The sequence below is a fragment of the Dolichospermum sp. UHCC 0406 genome (assembly GCF_009712025.1).
GTDB classification, from domain to species: domain Bacteria; phylum Cyanobacteriota; class Cyanobacteriia; order Cyanobacteriales; family Nostocaceae; genus Dolichospermum; species Dolichospermum lemmermannii.
The window spans coordinates 104,281-120,581 of the sequence record NZ_VILA01000004.1 but is presented as its reverse complement, the minus strand read 5'-3'; the positions used below and the strand labels follow the sequence as shown (position 1 = coordinate 120,581).

Sequence of the window (16,301 nt, the reverse complement as noted above, 5' to 3'; positions counted from 1 at the left end):
AATATCGTTTTTGGGAACATTTAATTAAAGATGAAATTGATTTTCTTTCATCATGTTGAATATATTCATTATAATTCTGTGAAACATGGTTTGGTAACAGCACCAAAGGATTGGGAATATTCCAGTTTTCACCGTGCAGTGCGTCAAGATATGTATGACATGATGTGGGGTGCGGGTGAGGAAATTATTTTTGATGATGATATTGGCAACGAGTAGGTTGGGTTGAATGAAATGAAACCCAACATTAATTTACACCTTTTAATTCTTGCGGAAATAATTGACGATTAGATAAACGGTTTTCATCTAAAGCATTAATCAAATATTCTCCTGTTTCTTGCTGTTCTTGTTCATCACTTTCATCTATCCAAGACTGAAGCACATTAACTCTTCTCAATTGTTTTTCTTTTTGTAGAATAGATTTTTGGATCAGATCCAATGTATAAGTTTCCACAGAAAGTCCTTGCTGTTGTGCTTCCTGTATTAAATACTGTTCTAATTCTGGTGGTAAGTTAAGCGTTAGTGTCATAAGTTTCTGTTGATTGACTTTATATATTTTTAATTTGTGAAGACTAAAGTAATCGTTGTTAAGTTATGTATTTAACTGTCCATCATATTTATGATACCAGTATTCAATAATTAATAAAGATGCTCTGATAAGTTTATTCCAATGTTTGTCATCCATTGATATTTGTTCAGTTGCAGGTCTAAAATGAACTATAGAATTACGAATCTTATAAATCACCTCACCAAGTTTACTTTCTGTATTGCGATATTCCCATAAAAATAGAATATCAATTAAACGATTGATATCCAGCAAGACCCAAAATAAAAACTTCATTGGTAGTTTATTAACTTGTGAGTTCTTACCTTCAATGAAATTTTTCACGTCTTGTAAAAGCTCAATAGCATCCTTAAGAGAATCCTTCGGTGAGTTAGCTATCAATTTATTAATAGCTTCATTTTCTTTTGGTTTCCAACTAATATCGTCTTCAATTTGAGATGAAAAATTGAGTAATGAATCTTTTATACCTAACTTTTTATGAAAATCTTCTAAAAATGATATTGAGAATAATCTTTCTATACATCTGTACACATCCAGAAAAGAATATCTCCAGTAAACAGATACTAAACTAAAAACTAGATTATCATAAGGTATATTTTTTGCACCTTCAAGAAATAACTTTTCAAAAACAAAAATGGTGTCTTCTTCAAATTGTAAAGACCTTATTTGAGGAGTTTTAGTAATATAAAACCCTGATAATTTTAGAAGATTAACAGTAGTTTTGTCATTTATATCACTATCACTTTCAATAAATGAACAGTCATCTTGAATTTTATAAACAAAGATAGTCTCAAAGAACCTGCTAACTACACTATATTCATATAATTCATATTTAGTTGTTTTTGCTTCAGGTGTGTAAAAAATTTGATTAATGATTTGAAGTGGGTCAGCACTTTGTTTGACAGGAATTTTCAGTTCAAAAATTAAAGCAGTAATCATTCCTCCATTTAATTCTTCTACCTGTATTATTTCCGGCTGCGTTGATAGTTGGGTTGTTGCACCAATAGTAACAAAGTATTTGATAACCTGAGATTCATTAGGTTGATTTTCATGTTTAAATTCAAACCATGCTGTTCTGAATGTTGGCAAAATTATTTCTTCATCTTCATCTTTAATTTTTAATTTCTCCAACCATTTTTGCTCATCCTGAGTGTTTAGTTGAATACGTCGTTCATCATCAGTAGATATAGAAATATTAACATTTTTAGACTGAACAAATTCAGCTAATAACCCAAATATGTATTCATTAGCTTTTTTAATACTTCTGGACATAATAATATTAGTATGCCCTCCAGCATGGATTCATATTTTCAACATCAAAATTTTCTTCTATAAGCACTTCAAAAGTTTTGAGAAAAAATTCTCTTTCATTAGATTTTGCTGGTTTTCTACTAATCAATTCATTCAAAGTGACAAAATCTAAAAACTCTCCAATTTCCTCACTATTAAATCTTTGTAATCTTTGTAGCAATTGTTCAGCATTTATTTTGATTTCCTGCCATTTTTGATTTTGCTTTTCTGGTGTATATTTTTTATTTCCTGGTCTACCTAATGTTGCTAAAGCAATAGCAGTTACAAAACCAACACAGGCTGGTTGACTACTAAATAAATCTTTTCCTTCTTTAAAATATCCTTCTATATTTTCACCTTGATAGGATGCAATGGCATTGTCAAATTTAGACAAAAAATAAATTACTTCATAAAAAATATTTGTAAAGTTTTCATTTGATGTTGATTCAATAAAATCTAATTTTGTAAACTCGTCTGCTAATCTTTCCTGAACATCAATTTTTTCTTTTTTAGCTCCAAATACGAGAAATAATTCAATGACATTATCAGCTTGAAACTGTCCAGAACGCTTGCGCCTTCTCTCTTCATTGATTTCCATTATTTCTATATCTGGATACTTTTGCTGTATTTCCTTAATTATCAATTTAAAAACTGTTTCAATTTGTCTTCTGAGATTCCAAGGAACTTGACCGGTATTTAATACCAACATTCTATAAGTTAAACTATTAATTTGTGAAGCAATCCAGAATTCTATCCGAATTTTACGATTTTCAAGTTCATGATTATCGTCTAATACTTCATTCAATGCCTCATTTAAAGCTGAGGTTCTTTGCATACCATCAATGATAGATATATTATCTGGTGGTATTTGGTTAACAAACCGCAAAAATTCGTTATTATTTTCTATTTTTTCTATTGTTGTTAATTGTTCTAAGGGAATAATCGCCCCAATTACAATTGGAGGTAATACTGCTCCAGATTTTATATCTTGCACCATTCTTTTACGAATACGAATTGCTGTTGTTGTTTTTAATGTATCCCTTTGTTTTTCTAAGCCTCCTCTGTTTTGAAAGGCTCGTTGTACCATATTCAAATACTCTTCTACCGTGAATTGAATAATTACCGAGTAACAATTAACTCTGGCATCTTTAATAATATCTAGCTTGTCTACAATTACCATTGATATTCCCTCCATCTATGAATAAATATGATCTAATAAAATATGACTATCAAATAACTGATTAAGATAGCGATGCCTTCGGTGTGCAAAGCGATCGCTCACCGCACCCTACAATCATACCATCTCTTATAATTGATCGGATAACCTGCACACCTACATTTAGGCATGAACCTGTGACCGAAACTGGAAAATACAAAGATACCGTCAACTTACCCAAGACTAACTTCGATATGCGGGCAAACGCAATCAAGCGCGAACCCGAAATCCAAAAATTCTGGGAAGAAAACCACATTTATTCTCAACTGGCTGAAAACAACCCAGGCGAATTATTTATACTGCACGATGGTCCTCCCTATGCTAACGGCCAGTTGCATATTGGTCATGCTTTAAATAAGATTCTCAAAGATATTATTAACCGCTACCATTTGCTCCAAGGTCGTAAAATTCGCTACGTTCCTGGCTGGGATTGTCACGGATTGCCGATTGAGTTGAAAGTTCTGCAAAATATGAAACAGGCAGAACGGCAAAATCTCACTCCTTTGCAATTGCGTCAAAAAGCGAAAGAGTTCGCACTGAAGACCGTAGACGAACAACGAGAAAGCTTTAAACGCTATGGGATTTGGGGTGATTGGGAAAATCCTTATTTAACCTTAAAACCAGAATACGAAGCCGCGCAAATTGGCGTTTTTGGGGAAATGTTCCTCAAAGGTTATATTTATCGCGGTTTAAAGCCTGTGCATTGGAGTCCTAGTTCTAAAACGGCTTTAGCAGAAGCAGAGTTAGAATATCCTGAAGGTCACGTTTCTCGCAGTATTTACGCGGCTTTTCCGGTGGTGAAGGTTGCGGAAGGGTTAAAAGCTAGTTTGGATGCCTTCTTGCCTGATTTGGGCGTGGCTGTATGGACTACTACTCCTTGGACTATTCCCGGTAATTTGGCTGTGGCTGTGAATGGTGCGTTGGAGTATGGGGTTGTGGAGGTTTCGCGCAAAGACGCACAAGGAGCAAAGGCGCAAAGGGAATGCAGATATCTAATTGTTGCGGCTGAGTTGGTGGAACGGTTGGGAGAGGTTTTGGATTGTGAGTTAACGGTGAAAGCCAAGTTCGCAGGGAAGGATTTGGAAGGTACTATTTACTCTCATCCTCTGTTTGACCGTGAAAGTCCGGTGGTGGTTGGTGGTGATTATATCACTACTGAGTCAGGGACAGGGTTGGTTCATACTGCTCCTGGTCATGGTCAAGAGGATTACATTGTTGGTCAACGTTACGGTTTGCCGATTCTTGCCCCTGTTGATGATAGTGGGAATTTTACGGATGAGGCTGGTAAGTTTTCTGGCTTGAATGTTTTGGGTGAGGGGAATCAAGCGATTATTGATGCTTTAAGCGAGGCTGGTTATCTGTTGAAGGAGGAGGCTTATCCTCACAAGTATCCTTATGATTGGAGAACGAAGAAACCGACGATTTTCCGCGCTACTGAACAATGGTTTGCTTCTGTGGCTGGTTTTCGGGATGAGGCTTTAAAGGCTATTTCATCTGTGCGTTGGATTCCCGCACAAGGTGAAAACCGCATCACGCCAATGATAGCAGAAAGATCCGATTGGTGTATTTCTCGTCAACGTTCCTGGGGTGTGCCGATTCCCGTGTTCTATGATGAAGCGACTGGGGAAATTTTGCTGAATGCGGACACGATTAACCACGTTCAAGCTATTATTGCCGAAAAGGGTTCTGATGCTTGGTGGGAGTTGTCGGTAGAGGAGTTGTTACCGGAAGCATACCGCAATAATGGCAAGACTTACCGCCGGGGTACAGATACAATGGATGTCTGGTTTGATTCTGGTTCTTCTTGGGCGGCTGTGGCGAAGCAAAGACCGGAGTTATGCTATCCTGCTGATATGTATTTGGAAGGTTCTGACCAACATCGGGGTTGGTTTCAATCTTCTTTGTTAACCAGTGTCGCGGTTAATGGCATTGCACCTTATAAAACTGTGTTAACTCATGGTTTCGTCTTGGATGAAAATGGACGAAAAATGAGCAAATCTGTGGGAAATGTGGTAGATCCTCAATTGATGATTCAAGGTGGGACTAACCAAAAACAACAACCTGCTTATGGTGCTGATGTTTTGCGGTTGTGGGTTTCTTCGGTTGATTATTCTGGTGATGTGCGGTTGGGTGGTAACATCATCAAGCAATTAGCGGATGTCAGAAATAAGATTCGCAACACAGCGCGGTTTTTATTGGGTAGTTTGCATGATTTTGATCCTCAGAAGGATGCTGTAGCTTTTGATGATTTACCAGATTTGGATAAGTATATGTTACACCGCATTCGTGAGGTGTTTAATGAGGTGACGGACGCTTTTGATAGTTTCCAGTTTTTCCGCTTTTTTCAAACTGTACAGAATTTCTGTGTTGTAGATTTGTCAAATTTCTATTTAGACATTGCTAAAGATAGATTATATATCAGTTCTGCTGATGCTTTCCGTCGTCGTAGTTGTCAAACAGTTTTGCAAATTGCTTTGGAGAATTTAGCGATCGCCATTGCTCCCGTTCTATGTCATACTGCGGAAGATATCTGGCAATTTATCCCCTACGAAACCCAATATAAATCAGTTTTTCAAGCTGGTTGGGTGCAGGTTGATGATAAGTGGGATAATCCCGAATTAGCAGAATTTTGGAAAACACTGCGACGGATTCGTGGTGATGTTAATAAGGTTTTAGAACAAGCACGGACAGAAAAGTTAATTGGTTCTTCTTTAGAAGCTATTGCATTGATTTATCTTAGTGATGAAAAATTACGCACTGCTATCGAACCTTTGAATGTTAGCGGGAATGGAATTGATGAATTAAGATATTTGTTCCTCACTTCTGAAGTCCAATTATTAGATACTCCTGAGACATTAAAAGGATTGAAAACCCTGCGAGTTCAAGGTGAAGATAATTGGGATATTGGGGTAGTTAATGCCGCAGACTATGAACATGAAGGGAAATCTTATCACAAATGCGATCGCTGTTGGAATTATTCGCCCCATGTTGGTGAATCGGCAGAACATCCATTATTGTGTGAACGCTGTATTCCCGCATTAGCTGGAGAATTTTAAAATCATGTAGGGGTTTAGCAATGCTAAACCCTTATACGATACGCAACAATGTTTTTCTTACCAATGGTTTTAAAAATGCAACCCAATATCATCATGAATGATGATCAATTTTTTAATTTCTGTCAGTTAAACCGTGATTTGAGAATTGAACGTAACCATCTTGGAGATTTATTAATTAGGGACTTCCAGGAAATAAATTATCCCAATAAATAAATGAACAAACGAACCACAGAGGCACAGAGAACACAGAGAGAGAAGAAATAGGGAGGGTTTTTGCGTTAGTTTTGGGACATTTTTTTATTTGGAAGTCTCTTATGTCTCCTACAGATTCAGAAACAGGTGGACGTAATTTTAATTTAATCGGTGAATTAGGTGTTTGGACAAAGCAAAATGGTACAGGAGTAGGATTTGGTTCTAGTGGTGGTTTTACCTTACCCAATGGTGCAGTCCGTTCTCCTGACGCAGCTTGGATAAACCGCACAAAATGGGAAGCAATACCAGCAGAACAAAGGAAAAAATTTGCTCCTATTTGTCCTGAGTTTATTATTGAATTGCGTTCAGAAACTGATAATTTAAAGATTCTGCAAGAAAAGATGCAAGAATATATAGATAATGGTACACAATTAGCTTGGTTAATTGATAGAAAACAACGGAAAGTATTTATTTATCGTCCTAGTCAAGCTGTAGAAGAATTAGACAATCCCCAAACATTAACTGGTGAGAATTTATTACCCGGATTTGTTTTAGATTTAAGTCAGATTTGGTAATAAATAACAGTAGAACCTAGATATTGTAAAAACTAATAAATCTATTAATTTATCCGTCTTTATCTGCGTTCATCTGCGTTCATCTGCGTACCCTTCGGGAAGCAAGCTACAATCATTCTTGAAATCTTATTTGGTAATAAATAAATTGTATTCCAGCTTTAGCGAGAGAATTTTTCCTCTAATCTTGCTTGGAAAGAATTTGGCTGAATTAAGCAGTAAGAACCAAGACGATGTTCTTGTGGGGCGATTTTTTTAGTTAACTTTGCTAAAATGGGTTTTGGGACTTCAGCGGTATGACGTTGGGTTAATACTGGCATTTCTTGCCAACAACTCCGGCAAAACCAGTAATTTTCAGCACCACGGATATGGTGTAAAAGAAAGTCGGAACAGCAAGGGCATTGGGGCATAATAGTTTCAAGTCCTTTGTTAAAAGTGTTCGGCTAAATCCAGTCATGTAATAAATTGAGATAAATTAAAACTTGTTATGTATATTCCTTAATTTTAACTCTCAAGCAGGGGGGAATTATGAGAATACTTACAAGAACAATATATTACGTAATATTTCGCTATATTAGCTATACATTTATTTATACTCTAAACTAGAGTAATCTTAAATGGAGGATGCCATTTAGACATCTGGTAGTCAATCCCGTTCCCTGCTATATATCCTCGCAACATCCTCAAACTCTCCGTGCATAAACAGAATGGGTTCTGAATTAAATAACAGTAGCTATTTAAGGAATCTCAGAATATGTTGGAAATTAAACGCAATCAAGAAAATAGCCAAATTCATCAAGAAGCTTTAGTATTACCCTTTAATGCTGTGGGAATTGCAGATATTCCCCTAGTAGGTGGTAAAAACGCTTCCTTAGGGGAAATGATTCAACAACTAAGTTCCCAAGGTGTGAAAGTTCCCACGGGATTTGCGACTACGGCTTATGCTTATAGATACTTTATTACTGGGGCTGGTTTAGAAGTAAAACTGAGAAAGATTTTTGCAGATTTAGATGTGGAGGATATGGCTAATTTGCAAGAATGTGGCAAACAAGCCAGATCATTAATGTTAGAAACCCCATTTCCGCTAGAATTGCAAGAAGCGATCGCTAGATCCTATCAAAGTTTATGTCAAGAATATAGTATAGATACTGATGTGGCTGTTCGTTCTAGTGCCACAGCCGAAGACTTACCAGATGCTAGTTTTGCGGGACAACAGGAAACTTACCTGAATGTTCATGGCATTAAAAGCGTATTAGAATCTTGTCATAAATGCTTTGCTTCTATCTTCACAGACAGGGCTATTTCCTACCGACAAATGAGAGGTTTTGATCATTTTGAAGTAGCATTATCAGTGGGTGTCCAAAAAATGGTTCGGTCCGATTTAGCCTCTTCTGGGGTGATGTTTTCCATAGACACCGAAACAGGCTTTCAAAATGCCGCTTTAATTACTGCTGCTTATGGTTTGGGTGAAAACATCGTTCAAGGTGCAGTTAATCCCGATGAATATTTGGTATTTAAACCAACTTTAAAACAAGGATATAAACCCATTCTCCAAAAACGGTTGGGAACAAAAGAAATTAAAATGGTTTATGATCTAGGCGGATCAAAATTAACTAAAAATATCTCCGTTCCTCAACTTGAACGTCATCAATTTGCCCTCAATGATCAAGAAATCCTCCAACTAGCAAAATGGACTTGTATCATTGAAGATCATTATTCCCAAGTCCGGGGAATGGCCACACCAATGGATATTGAATGGGCAAAAGATGGGATAACAGGAGAATTATTTATTGTCCAAGCTAGACCAGAAACCGTTCAATCTCAAAAATCAAAAACCGTCCTCAGAACTTATCAACTCCAGGAAAAAAGTCAAGTTTTATTAACTGGTCGTAGCGTAGGCGAAATGATAGGTCAAGGTAAAGCTAGAGTTATTCTAGATGTGCCAGATATTAACCTATTTCAAGCCGGAGAGGTGTTAGTTACTAACCGCACAGACCCAGACTGGGAACCGATTATGAAAAAAGCCAGCGCTATTGTCACTAACTCTGGGGGGAGAACCTGTCATGCATCAATTATTGCCAGAGAAATGGGTATTCCTGCTATAGTTGGTTGTGGGAATGCGACTACAGTTTTAGAAACTGGACAAGAGATTACTGTGAGTTGTGCGGAAGGGGAAACAGGTCAAGTTTATGCAGGTTTATTAAACTTTGAAATTCAAGAATTACCATTAGATAATTTACCTCGAACCCGCACTAAAATTATGATGAATGTGGGTAATCCAGAAGAAGCTTTAGGTTTGACAGCAATTCCTAATGATGGTGTTGGTTTAGCGAGAATGGAATTTATCATTGCTAATCATATTAAAGCCCATCCTTTAGCATTATTACATTTTGACGAATTAGAAGACGAACTTGCCAAATATAAAATTAGCGAATTAACGGCACAATATGAAGATAAAGCCGAATTCTTTATTGCCAAATTAGCGCAAGGTATCGGCACAATTGCCGCAGCATTTTATCCCAAACCTGTAATTGTCCGTTTATCTGACTTCAAAAGTAATGAATATGCCAACCTTTTAGGAGGTAGACAATTTGAACCCAAAGAAGAAAATCCGATGATTGGTTGGCGTGGTGCTTCTCGTTATTATGATCCTCGTTATCGTGAAGGTTTTGCTTTAGAATGTCAGGCAATGAAACGGGTAAGAGAAGAAATGGGTTTAACCAATATGATTCTCATGGTTCCCTTTTGTCGTACTCCTCAAGAAGGAAAACAGGTATTAGCAGAAATGGCAAAAAATGGCTTAGTCAAAGGTGAAAATGGCTTAGAAGTTTACGTCATGTGCGAGTTACCAAGTAACGTTTTATTAGCTGATGAATTTAGTCAGGTTTTTGATGGTTTCTCCATTGGTTCTAATGATTTAACCCAATTAACATTAGGATTAGATCGAGATTCTGAATTAGTGGCACATTTATTTGATGAACGCAATGAAGCTGTTAAAAGAATAATAGCAAAAGCCATAACTACTGTTAAACAAAATAATCGCAAAATTGGTATTTGTGGACAAGCACCCAGTGATTATCCAGAATTTGCTCGTTTTTTAGTTGAACAAGGTATAGATTCTATTAGTCTCAACCCTGATTCTGTGATTAAGACAATGTTAGAAATTGCGAAAGCAGAAACAGGGGAATAGGGGAATAGGTAATTGGTAATTGGTGATTGGTAATAGGTAATTGGTAACAGTTTTACAACTAACAACTGACAACTGTACGGGCGAAGCATTTGGAGAACTATTTTTGGCAATGACCGATAATTTATCTTCCAAATGCTTCGCCCCTACTGACAACTGACAACTAACAACTGACCAATATGCAAACAAAAAATGTAGAGTTGGATCTCTCAGATCCTTGTTTTTTACTTACCACATTACAAGAACTTCGTCAATCTGTTGATCAGGAAGGCAGGGAAATATTTGAACGCTGGAAAAAGCAAATTCACCGACAATCTTTTATTAATAGTAGTCTCAATCTTGCCTATTATTTGGCACTGAGAAGACACGATTTACGAGAACTGCAAGCGGCTTTAATGCCTTGGGGTTTGTCCTCATTGGGGAGGATAGAAGCTAAGGTTTTACCTACCTTAGATGCGGTGATTGCCACCTTACAGGCAGTTTGTCACACAGATAATGATTCTATCATTATACATCCACCTTTGGACGCATTTTTTGAGGGCGATCGCCTTCTCCAACAAAATACCGAAGATTTATTTGGTAACACCCTCGATAACCGTCGAGTTAGAATCATGGTAACGTTGCCAAATGAAGCCGCTACCAATTACGAATTTCTGCGGGATATCATTCGGCAAGGGACCAATTGTGTGAGAATTAATTGCGCCCATGATACCCCCGGTGAATGGTTAGCCATGATTAACAATGTCAAACAAGCAGAATTAGAATTAGAATCTTCTTGTAAAATTCTCATGGATTTGAGTGGTCCCAAAACCAGAATTAAATTTGTTCTTACCCCCAGTCCCAAACAACGAATATTTAAAGGTGAATCTCTCCTCCTTACCCATGAGTTACCCACTACTATTGATTCTGAATTTTTTCAAGCCAGTTGCACAATTCCAGAAGTATTAAAACAACTGAAAATTGGTACAATAGTCTGGATTGATGATGGCCGGATTGGTGCTTGTGTTGAGTCAATTACATCTGAGGGAGTATGGTTAAAAATTACCCATGCCCGTCTTAAAGGTGAAAAACTATTACCAGAAAAAGGCATTAATTTTCCTGACACTGAATTACATTTGAGTTCTTTAACAGAAAAAGATCAACAAGATTTAGATTTTATTACCACTCATGCTAATCAAGTTAATATTATCGGCTATTCCTATGTGCAAACACCCGCAGATATTCAGCTTTTACAACAGGAATTAGCGGTAAGATTACCAGAAAATTCTCCCACACCTGCCATAGTGGCGAAAATCGAAACACCCTTAGCCGTTAGCAATTTGCCAGAATTAATTATTCAAGCCGCTGGAAAACAACCCTTTGGAATTATGATTGCCAGAGGAGATTTGGCGCTGGAAATTGGTTATCAACGACTGGCGGAAATTCAAGAGGAGATATTATGGTTATGTGAGGCTGCCCATATCCCCGTAATTTGGGCAACTCAAGTCTTAGAAAATCTCGTCAAACATGGAATGCCTTCACGGGCAGAAATCACTGATGCTGCCATGTCAGAACGGGCAGAGTGTGTCATGCTCAATAAGGGTGATTATATTATTGAAGCTGTGGCTATTTTAGATGATGTTCTCACCAGAATGCAAGCCCACCAAGTTAAAAAAACACCCCAACTACGGGCTTTACATTCTTGGTAATTGGTAATAGAAAATAGACATCTGGTGAAAATTAAATATGCGTGACTTACAACCCTTGTAGAGATGTTCCATGGAACGTCTCTACGTTCTTTTGTGGAGATGTCTAAGAGGTTGTTTGAAAAGTATTAGATGAAACCGATAATCTCCAAAAACCTAACCCCCCAGCCCCCCTTCCCTACGAGGGAAGGGGGGTTTCAAAGCCTCTCCCCTTGCAGGGGAGAGGTTTGGAGAGGGGTCAGTCTATACATTCAAAACTTTTCAAACACCCTCTAATATATCCAAAGTTCTCTCCTGTCAATGTGGTTACAAAACTATATATTTAAATTGTGAATACTTACTATTTGAAATGTTTACAAAATTAAAGTTTCATATATAGAATATTCAGGGTACAATCTAATTAATTGCTCAAAAATCAATTAAATGATATTTATATTACCAACAACAATCATTTGGTTAAATTGTACGTAATTTTTTGAAATAAATTTTCTCACTCCAAACCCTTGCTATCCATATCTATCAAATTTATTAACTAATGATTTGTAGATTTTAATCGGTATGACATTAGTTACAGTATCATCTACTAATCAGATTAACCAATGGACGCATTCACTAACAGATTTCACCGAAAATTGATTAATTTACCTAATTTACATCAAATTATTCATTATTCTCCCTTAACTATTAGTCCTGATAGTTGTGTGATGGATGCTATTAACTTGATGAATCAACAACAAGATCATAAAGTTACAGTTAATAACCCGATCCATCAAGTAACCGACTATGTTTTAGTAGTAGAGGGAAAGCAATTACAAGGAATATTTACTATTAAAGATGTATTGAGAGTAATTACCTTAAATACCGACCTATCAGCGGTAAAAATGGCAGACGTGATGACTCAGCCGCTAATTACTCTCAAATATTCAGCATCTGAGCATATTTTGACAGTGTTTGCACTTTTACAGCAGCATTCTATTCACTATTTACCAATAGTAGATGATAAAGACAACTTAATCGGTATTGTCACTGAAGCAAACTTGCTGCAAGCCTTAAATATAGAAAAAATGATTGGTGTGGTTGAGGCATTGCAGGAAAATTTGCTAGATTTGAAGACAGAACACATACCAATTAATGAACAACTGGAAGTAATCCGTAAGCAAACTCATAATCATTTACAAGAATGGGCAAAAAAACAAGTTGACGAGAATTTACAAATTAATCGAGAACTGCAAGAAACTTTAGAAGAACTGCAAATTGCCGAAGAAGAACTACGTCAACAAAATGAACAACTAATCTATTCTCGGCAAATTACTGAAGCAGAACGACTGCGTTATCAAAATTTATTTGAATTTGCACCTAATGGTTATTTAGTAACTGATGCTTTAGGGATAATTCAGCAAGCTAATCATGGGGCAGCATCCTTACTATCTGTCCGTCAAGATCATCTTGTTGGCAAACCATTAGTAGTTTTTATTGCTGAAGAAGATCGTTCTCAATTTGTATCCCGGTTAAAAAAATTGCATGAATTACAGGAATGGGAAATGAATTTCCAGTCCCGTAAAGGTTTACTCTTTTCTGCTAGTGTGAGAGTAAATTCTATGGTTGATAATGAGGGTAAACGGACTGGTTGTTTATGGTCAATATCTGATATTAGCGACAGGAGAAAATTAGAAGCAGCACTCCGTCAAGATAGCGATGTCTTGGAAGTTCGGGTAAAAGAACGCACGGCAGAATTAGTGATTGCCAATAAGCGATTGCAAGAAGAAATCATTGAACGGCAACATATTCAAGCGTCCTTACAAGAAAGTGAAGCCCGACTCACCTTAGCACTAGAAGCAGGTAATATTGGGATCTGGGATTGGCATATCCAAACCAATGAAACTCTCTGGTCTCCTACCATGGGTTTAATGTATGGTTTACCTCTCAATAGTTCCTGTCCTAGTATTGAAGACTTTCTCAATTTAATCTATCCTGAAGACCGTCAGCATTTTCAAAACTGTGTCAGTCATTCCCTGGCGAAAAAAGTTGATTTTGTCTGTGAACATCGGATAGTGGATTGTGATGGTATCCTACATTGGTTGAGTTCTAGAGGAAAAGTTTACTGTAACGAAAATGATCGGCCAATCCGCATGATTGGCACAACTAGAGACATTTCTGAACGTAAACAAACGCAACGGCAAATATATGAACAAGCGGCCCTATTAGATATTGCGACTGATGCAATTTTTGTCCGAGATTTTCAAGCCCAAATCGTCTTTTGGAATCAGGGGGCAGAGAGGATATATGGTTGGGAACGTCAGGAAGTTTTAGGTAAGAATCCCAAGGATATTTTTTACGATTCAACTTCCCATGAACAAGAGATAATCGCCCTAAAAACTGTAGTTACATCGGGAAGTTGGGAGGGTGAGTTACGCAAACGCACACAATCAAACCAACTAATTATTGTTCAAAGTCGCTGGACATTGATGTTAGATACTGATGGACAACCTAAATCTATTCTCACAGTAGATACTGATATTACAAAAAATAAACAACGAGAAGAGCAATCTTTACGCGCTCAAAGAATGGAAAGTATTGGAACTTTAGCTGGAGGCATTGCCCACGATATCAATAATATCTTAACACCAATTTTAGCATCTGCTCAATTACTCAAAAGTAGTAGATTATCTGAAGAAAAACATAAAGATCGTCGTCAGCAAATGCTGACAATTATTGAAAATAATGCGAAACATGGTGCAGAACTAGTCAAACAATTGTTATCCTTCGCCAAAGGTGTTGAAGGCAAACAGACGATTGTGCAGATTAATGATTTGATCAGCGATATTATCTACTTGGTCAGTCAAACATTTTCCAAATCCATCACATTTTCTAAGCATATTCACCCTAAATTATGGACAGTGCTTGCGGATAAAACCCAACTGCATCAAGTATTAATAAACTTAGTGGTTAATGCTGCTGATGCTATGCCTGACGGTGGATGTCTCTCTGTTTCTACAGAAAATTTGTATCTTGATGAAGAGATGATCCAGATAAATCATCATGCTACAGTTGGGAATTATATTGTGATTACGGTTAGAGATACGGGGACGGGAATGTCACCGGAAATATTAGAAAGAATATTTGAGCCATTTTTTACCACTAAGGATTTTGGTAAAGGCACAGGATTAGGACTATCAACAGTATTAGGAATTATTAAAAGTCATAAGGGGTTTATTAATGTTGAAAGTCAAATTGGACTTGGTAGCGTATTTCAGATATTTTTACCATCAGTTAACCAAGAAGTTTCCCCTTTAGAATCCGATCATCAAGAAATATCTCAAGGACAGGGAGAACTAATTTTAGTAGTAGATGATGAAGCCCATATCCGGGAAGTTACAACAACCATTTTAGAAGCCTACAATTATCAAGTTCTTACCGCTAAAAACGGCGTGGAAGCAATCAATACTTACAACCAATACCGGGATCAAATCAGAGTAGTATTGATGGATATAATGATGCCAGGAATGAATGGAAATTCCGCCATTTGCAAGTTAAAAGAAATCAACCCCCAGGTGCTAATAATTGCTTGTAGTGGATGCAATATAGAGAATATGTTAGAGCCAAATAATGAATCTCAAGTTACAGCAATTTTATCAAAACCCTATACTAATGAAGAGTTATTGGCAAAATTAAATTTTGTCCTCAAGTAAGTTGTCAGTAGGGGCGAAGCATTTGGAAGATAAATTATCAGTCATTGCCAAAAATAGTTCTCCAAATGCTTCGCCCGTACAGTTGTCAGCATTTGGAAGATAAATTATCGGTCGTTGCCAAAAATAGTTCTCCAAATGCTTCGCCCGTACAGTTGTCAGCATTTGGAAGATAAATTATCAGTCATTGCCAAAAATAGTTCTCCAAATGCTTCGCCCGTACAGTTGTCAGCATTTGGAAGATAAATTATCGGTCGTTGCCAAAAATAGTTCTCCAAATGCTTCGCCCGTACAGTTGTCAGCATTTGGAAGATAAATTATCAGTCATTGCCAAAAATAGTTCTCCAAATGCTTCGCCCGTACAGTTGTCAGCATTTGGAAGATAAATTATCAGTCATTGCCAAAAATAGTTCTCCAAATGCTTCGCCCGTACAGTTGTCAGCATTTGGAAGATAAATTATCGGTCATTGCCAAAAATAGTTCTCCAAATGCTTCGCCCGTACAGTTGTCAGTTGTCAATTATTCATTTTTGAATATTTTGAACAGATTTTTGGGGATTACAGCACTTATGCTCATAGAATTGACCGATTGATGAGACTTTTACTTTTTTTTGGCAAATTTTATGACACCTCAAGAGTTTTTAGAAAAGTTGGCAACAGCCGCAACAGACCCCGAAAAACTGATAGTTTTTGCAGAATACTTGGATACAACTGCCTTGGATCATGCCACAGCCCCAAGATGGAGAAGTCTTTCTTATAGTAACGAAATTGAAATGGCGCTTAAAAATGTAGCTTTTCATCTAGAAGCGCTCGCTGAAGCCGAGTAATACGTAAGGGGGGCAGGAGGTAGGGAGTA

At 37.0% G+C, this 16,301-nt stretch carries 12 protein-coding genes and 1 pseudogene; 8 read left to right on the top strand and 5 right to left on the bottom strand.

Features of this window, described 5'->3' with window-relative positions; translation table 11 throughout:
* Positions 1-30: 30 nt before the first annotated feature.
* A complete protein-coding gene (locus tag FJR09_RS26095; protein WP_371260327.1) occupies positions 31-216 on the top strand; it encodes a hypothetical protein in 186 nt (61 codons plus the stop codon).
* Between the two features lie 28 nt (positions 217-244).
* On the opposite strand, the gene FJR09_RS05340 is transcribed toward FJR09_RS26095, so the two are convergent.
* The 3 genes from FJR09_RS05340 to FJR09_RS05330 form a co-directional block, all read right to left on the bottom strand.
* Positions 245-526: a hypothetical protein gene (locus FJR09_RS05340; protein ID WP_015079877.1), complete on the bottom strand. Its 282-nt coding sequence runs from the start codon at positions 524-526 to the stop codon at positions 245-247.
* Positions 527-589: 63 nt separating this feature from the next.
* Entirely contained in the window at positions 590-1,834 is a 1,245-nt protein-coding gene (locus FJR09_RS05335) for a hypothetical protein (protein WP_015079876.1), read from the bottom strand.
* Positions 1,835-1,841: 7 nt separating this feature from the next.
* A complete protein-coding gene (locus FJR09_RS05330) occupies positions 1,842-3,032 on the bottom strand; it encodes a hypothetical protein (protein WP_015079875.1) in 1,191 nt (396 codons plus the stop codon).
* A 173-nt stretch (positions 3,033-3,205) separates the two neighbouring features.
* Between FJR09_RS05330 and ileS the strand changes: the two genes are divergently transcribed.
* The gene (gene ileS / locus FJR09_RS05325; protein ID WP_168653169.1) at positions 3,206-6,124 is read left to right on the top strand and encodes an isoleucine--tRNA ligase; all 2,919 of its coding nucleotides are present in this window, start codon (positions 3,206-3,208) and stop codon (positions 6,122-6,124) included.
* A 48-nt stretch (positions 6,125-6,172) separates the two neighbouring features.
* Positions 6,173-6,891, top strand: a pseudogene (locus FJR09_RS26090) (Uma2 family endonuclease).
* 158 nt (positions 6,892-7,049) lie between these two features.
* Here the strand turns inward: FJR09_RS26090 and FJR09_RS05315 are convergent.
* Positions 7,050-7,298 carry a hypothetical protein gene (locus tag FJR09_RS05315; protein WP_015079873.1) on the bottom strand — a complete coding sequence of 83 codons (249 nt, stop codon included), beginning with the start codon at positions 7,296-7,298 and terminating at the stop codon, positions 7,050-7,052.
* A gap of 344 nt (positions 7,299-7,642) precedes the next feature.
* On the opposite strand from FJR09_RS05315, the gene ppsA reads away from it, so the two are divergent.
* Positions 7,643-10,078: a phosphoenolpyruvate synthase gene (gene ppsA, locus FJR09_RS05310; RefSeq protein ID WP_168652261.1), complete on the top strand. Its 2,436-nt coding sequence runs from the start codon at positions 7,643-7,645 to the stop codon at positions 10,076-10,078.
* Here ppsA and FJR09_RS05305 read toward each other — a convergent pair.
* On the bottom strand, positions 10,046-10,231 hold the full coding sequence (locus FJR09_RS05305) for a hypothetical protein (RefSeq protein ID WP_217361111.1): 186 nt from the start codon (positions 10,229-10,231) through the stop codon (positions 10,046-10,048). The two genes, ppsA and FJR09_RS05305, sit on opposite strands and share 33 nt — an antisense overlap.
* Before the next feature lie 23 nt (positions 10,232-10,254).
* Here FJR09_RS05305 and FJR09_RS05300 point away from each other — a divergent pair, with 23 nt between their 5' ends.
* From FJR09_RS05300 to FJR09_RS05285, 4 genes are all read left to right on the top strand, one after another.
* The gene (locus tag FJR09_RS05300; protein ID WP_148760441.1) at positions 10,255-11,763 is read left to right on the top strand and encodes a pyruvate kinase; all 1,509 of its coding nucleotides are present in this window, start codon (positions 10,255-10,257) and stop codon (positions 11,761-11,763) included.
* 596 nt (positions 11,764-12,359) lie between these two features.
* Positions 12,360-15,449 carry a PAS domain S-box protein gene (locus FJR09_RS05295; protein ID WP_015079870.1) on the top strand — a complete coding sequence of 1,030 codons (3,090 nt, stop codon included), beginning with the start codon at positions 12,360-12,362 and terminating at the stop codon, positions 15,447-15,449.
* Between the two features lie 415 nt (positions 15,450-15,864).
* Entirely contained in the window at positions 15,865-16,038 is a 174-nt protein-coding gene (locus FJR09_RS05290; RefSeq protein ID WP_168654028.1) for a hypothetical protein, read from the top strand.
* Between the two features lie 30 nt (positions 16,039-16,068).
* Positions 16,069-16,272 carry a hypothetical protein gene (locus FJR09_RS05285; RefSeq protein ID WP_015079868.1) on the top strand — a complete coding sequence of 68 codons (204 nt, stop codon included), beginning with the start codon at positions 16,069-16,071 and terminating at the stop codon, positions 16,270-16,272.
* Positions 16,273-16,301: the final 29 nt, after the last annotated feature.

What these genes read in the sequence shown, in the direction of transcription:
- FJR09_RS26095 (WP_371260327.1), top strand. Translation starts at nt 31, where the DNA reads ATGAAATTGATTTTCTTTCATCATGTTGAATATATTCATTATAATTCT.
- FJR09_RS05340 (WP_015079877.1), bottom strand. Translation starts at nt 526, where the DNA reads ATGACACTAACGCTTAACTTACCACCAGAATTAGAACAGTATTTAATA.
- FJR09_RS05335 (WP_015079876.1), bottom strand. Translation starts at nt 1,834, where the DNA reads ATGTCCAGAAGTATTAAAAAAGCTAATGAATACATATTTGGGTTATTA.
- FJR09_RS05330 (WP_015079875.1), bottom strand. Translation starts at nt 3,032, where the DNA reads ATGGTAATTGTAGACAAGCTAGATATTATTAAAGATGCCAGAGTTAAT.
- FJR09_RS05315 (WP_015079873.1), bottom strand. Translation starts at nt 7,298, where the DNA reads ATGCCCCAATGCCCTTGCTGTTCCGACTTTCTTTTACACCATATCCGT.
- ppsA (WP_168652261.1), top strand. Translation starts at nt 7,643, where the DNA reads ATGTTGGAAATTAAACGCAATCAAGAAAATAGCCAAATTCATCAAGAA.
- FJR09_RS05300 (WP_148760441.1), top strand. Translation starts at nt 10,255, where the DNA reads ATGCAAACAAAAAATGTAGAGTTGGATCTCTCAGATCCTTGTTTTTTA.
- FJR09_RS05295 (WP_015079870.1), top strand. Translation starts at nt 12,360, where the DNA reads ATGGACGCATTCACTAACAGATTTCACCGAAAATTGATTAATTTACCT.
- FJR09_RS05290 (WP_168654028.1), top strand. Translation starts at nt 15,865, where the DNA reads ATGCTTCGCCCGTACAGTTGTCAGCATTTGGAAGATAAATTATCGGTC.
- FJR09_RS05285 (WP_015079868.1), top strand. Translation starts at nt 16,069, where the DNA reads ATGACACCTCAAGAGTTTTTAGAAAAGTTGGCAACAGCCGCAACAGAC.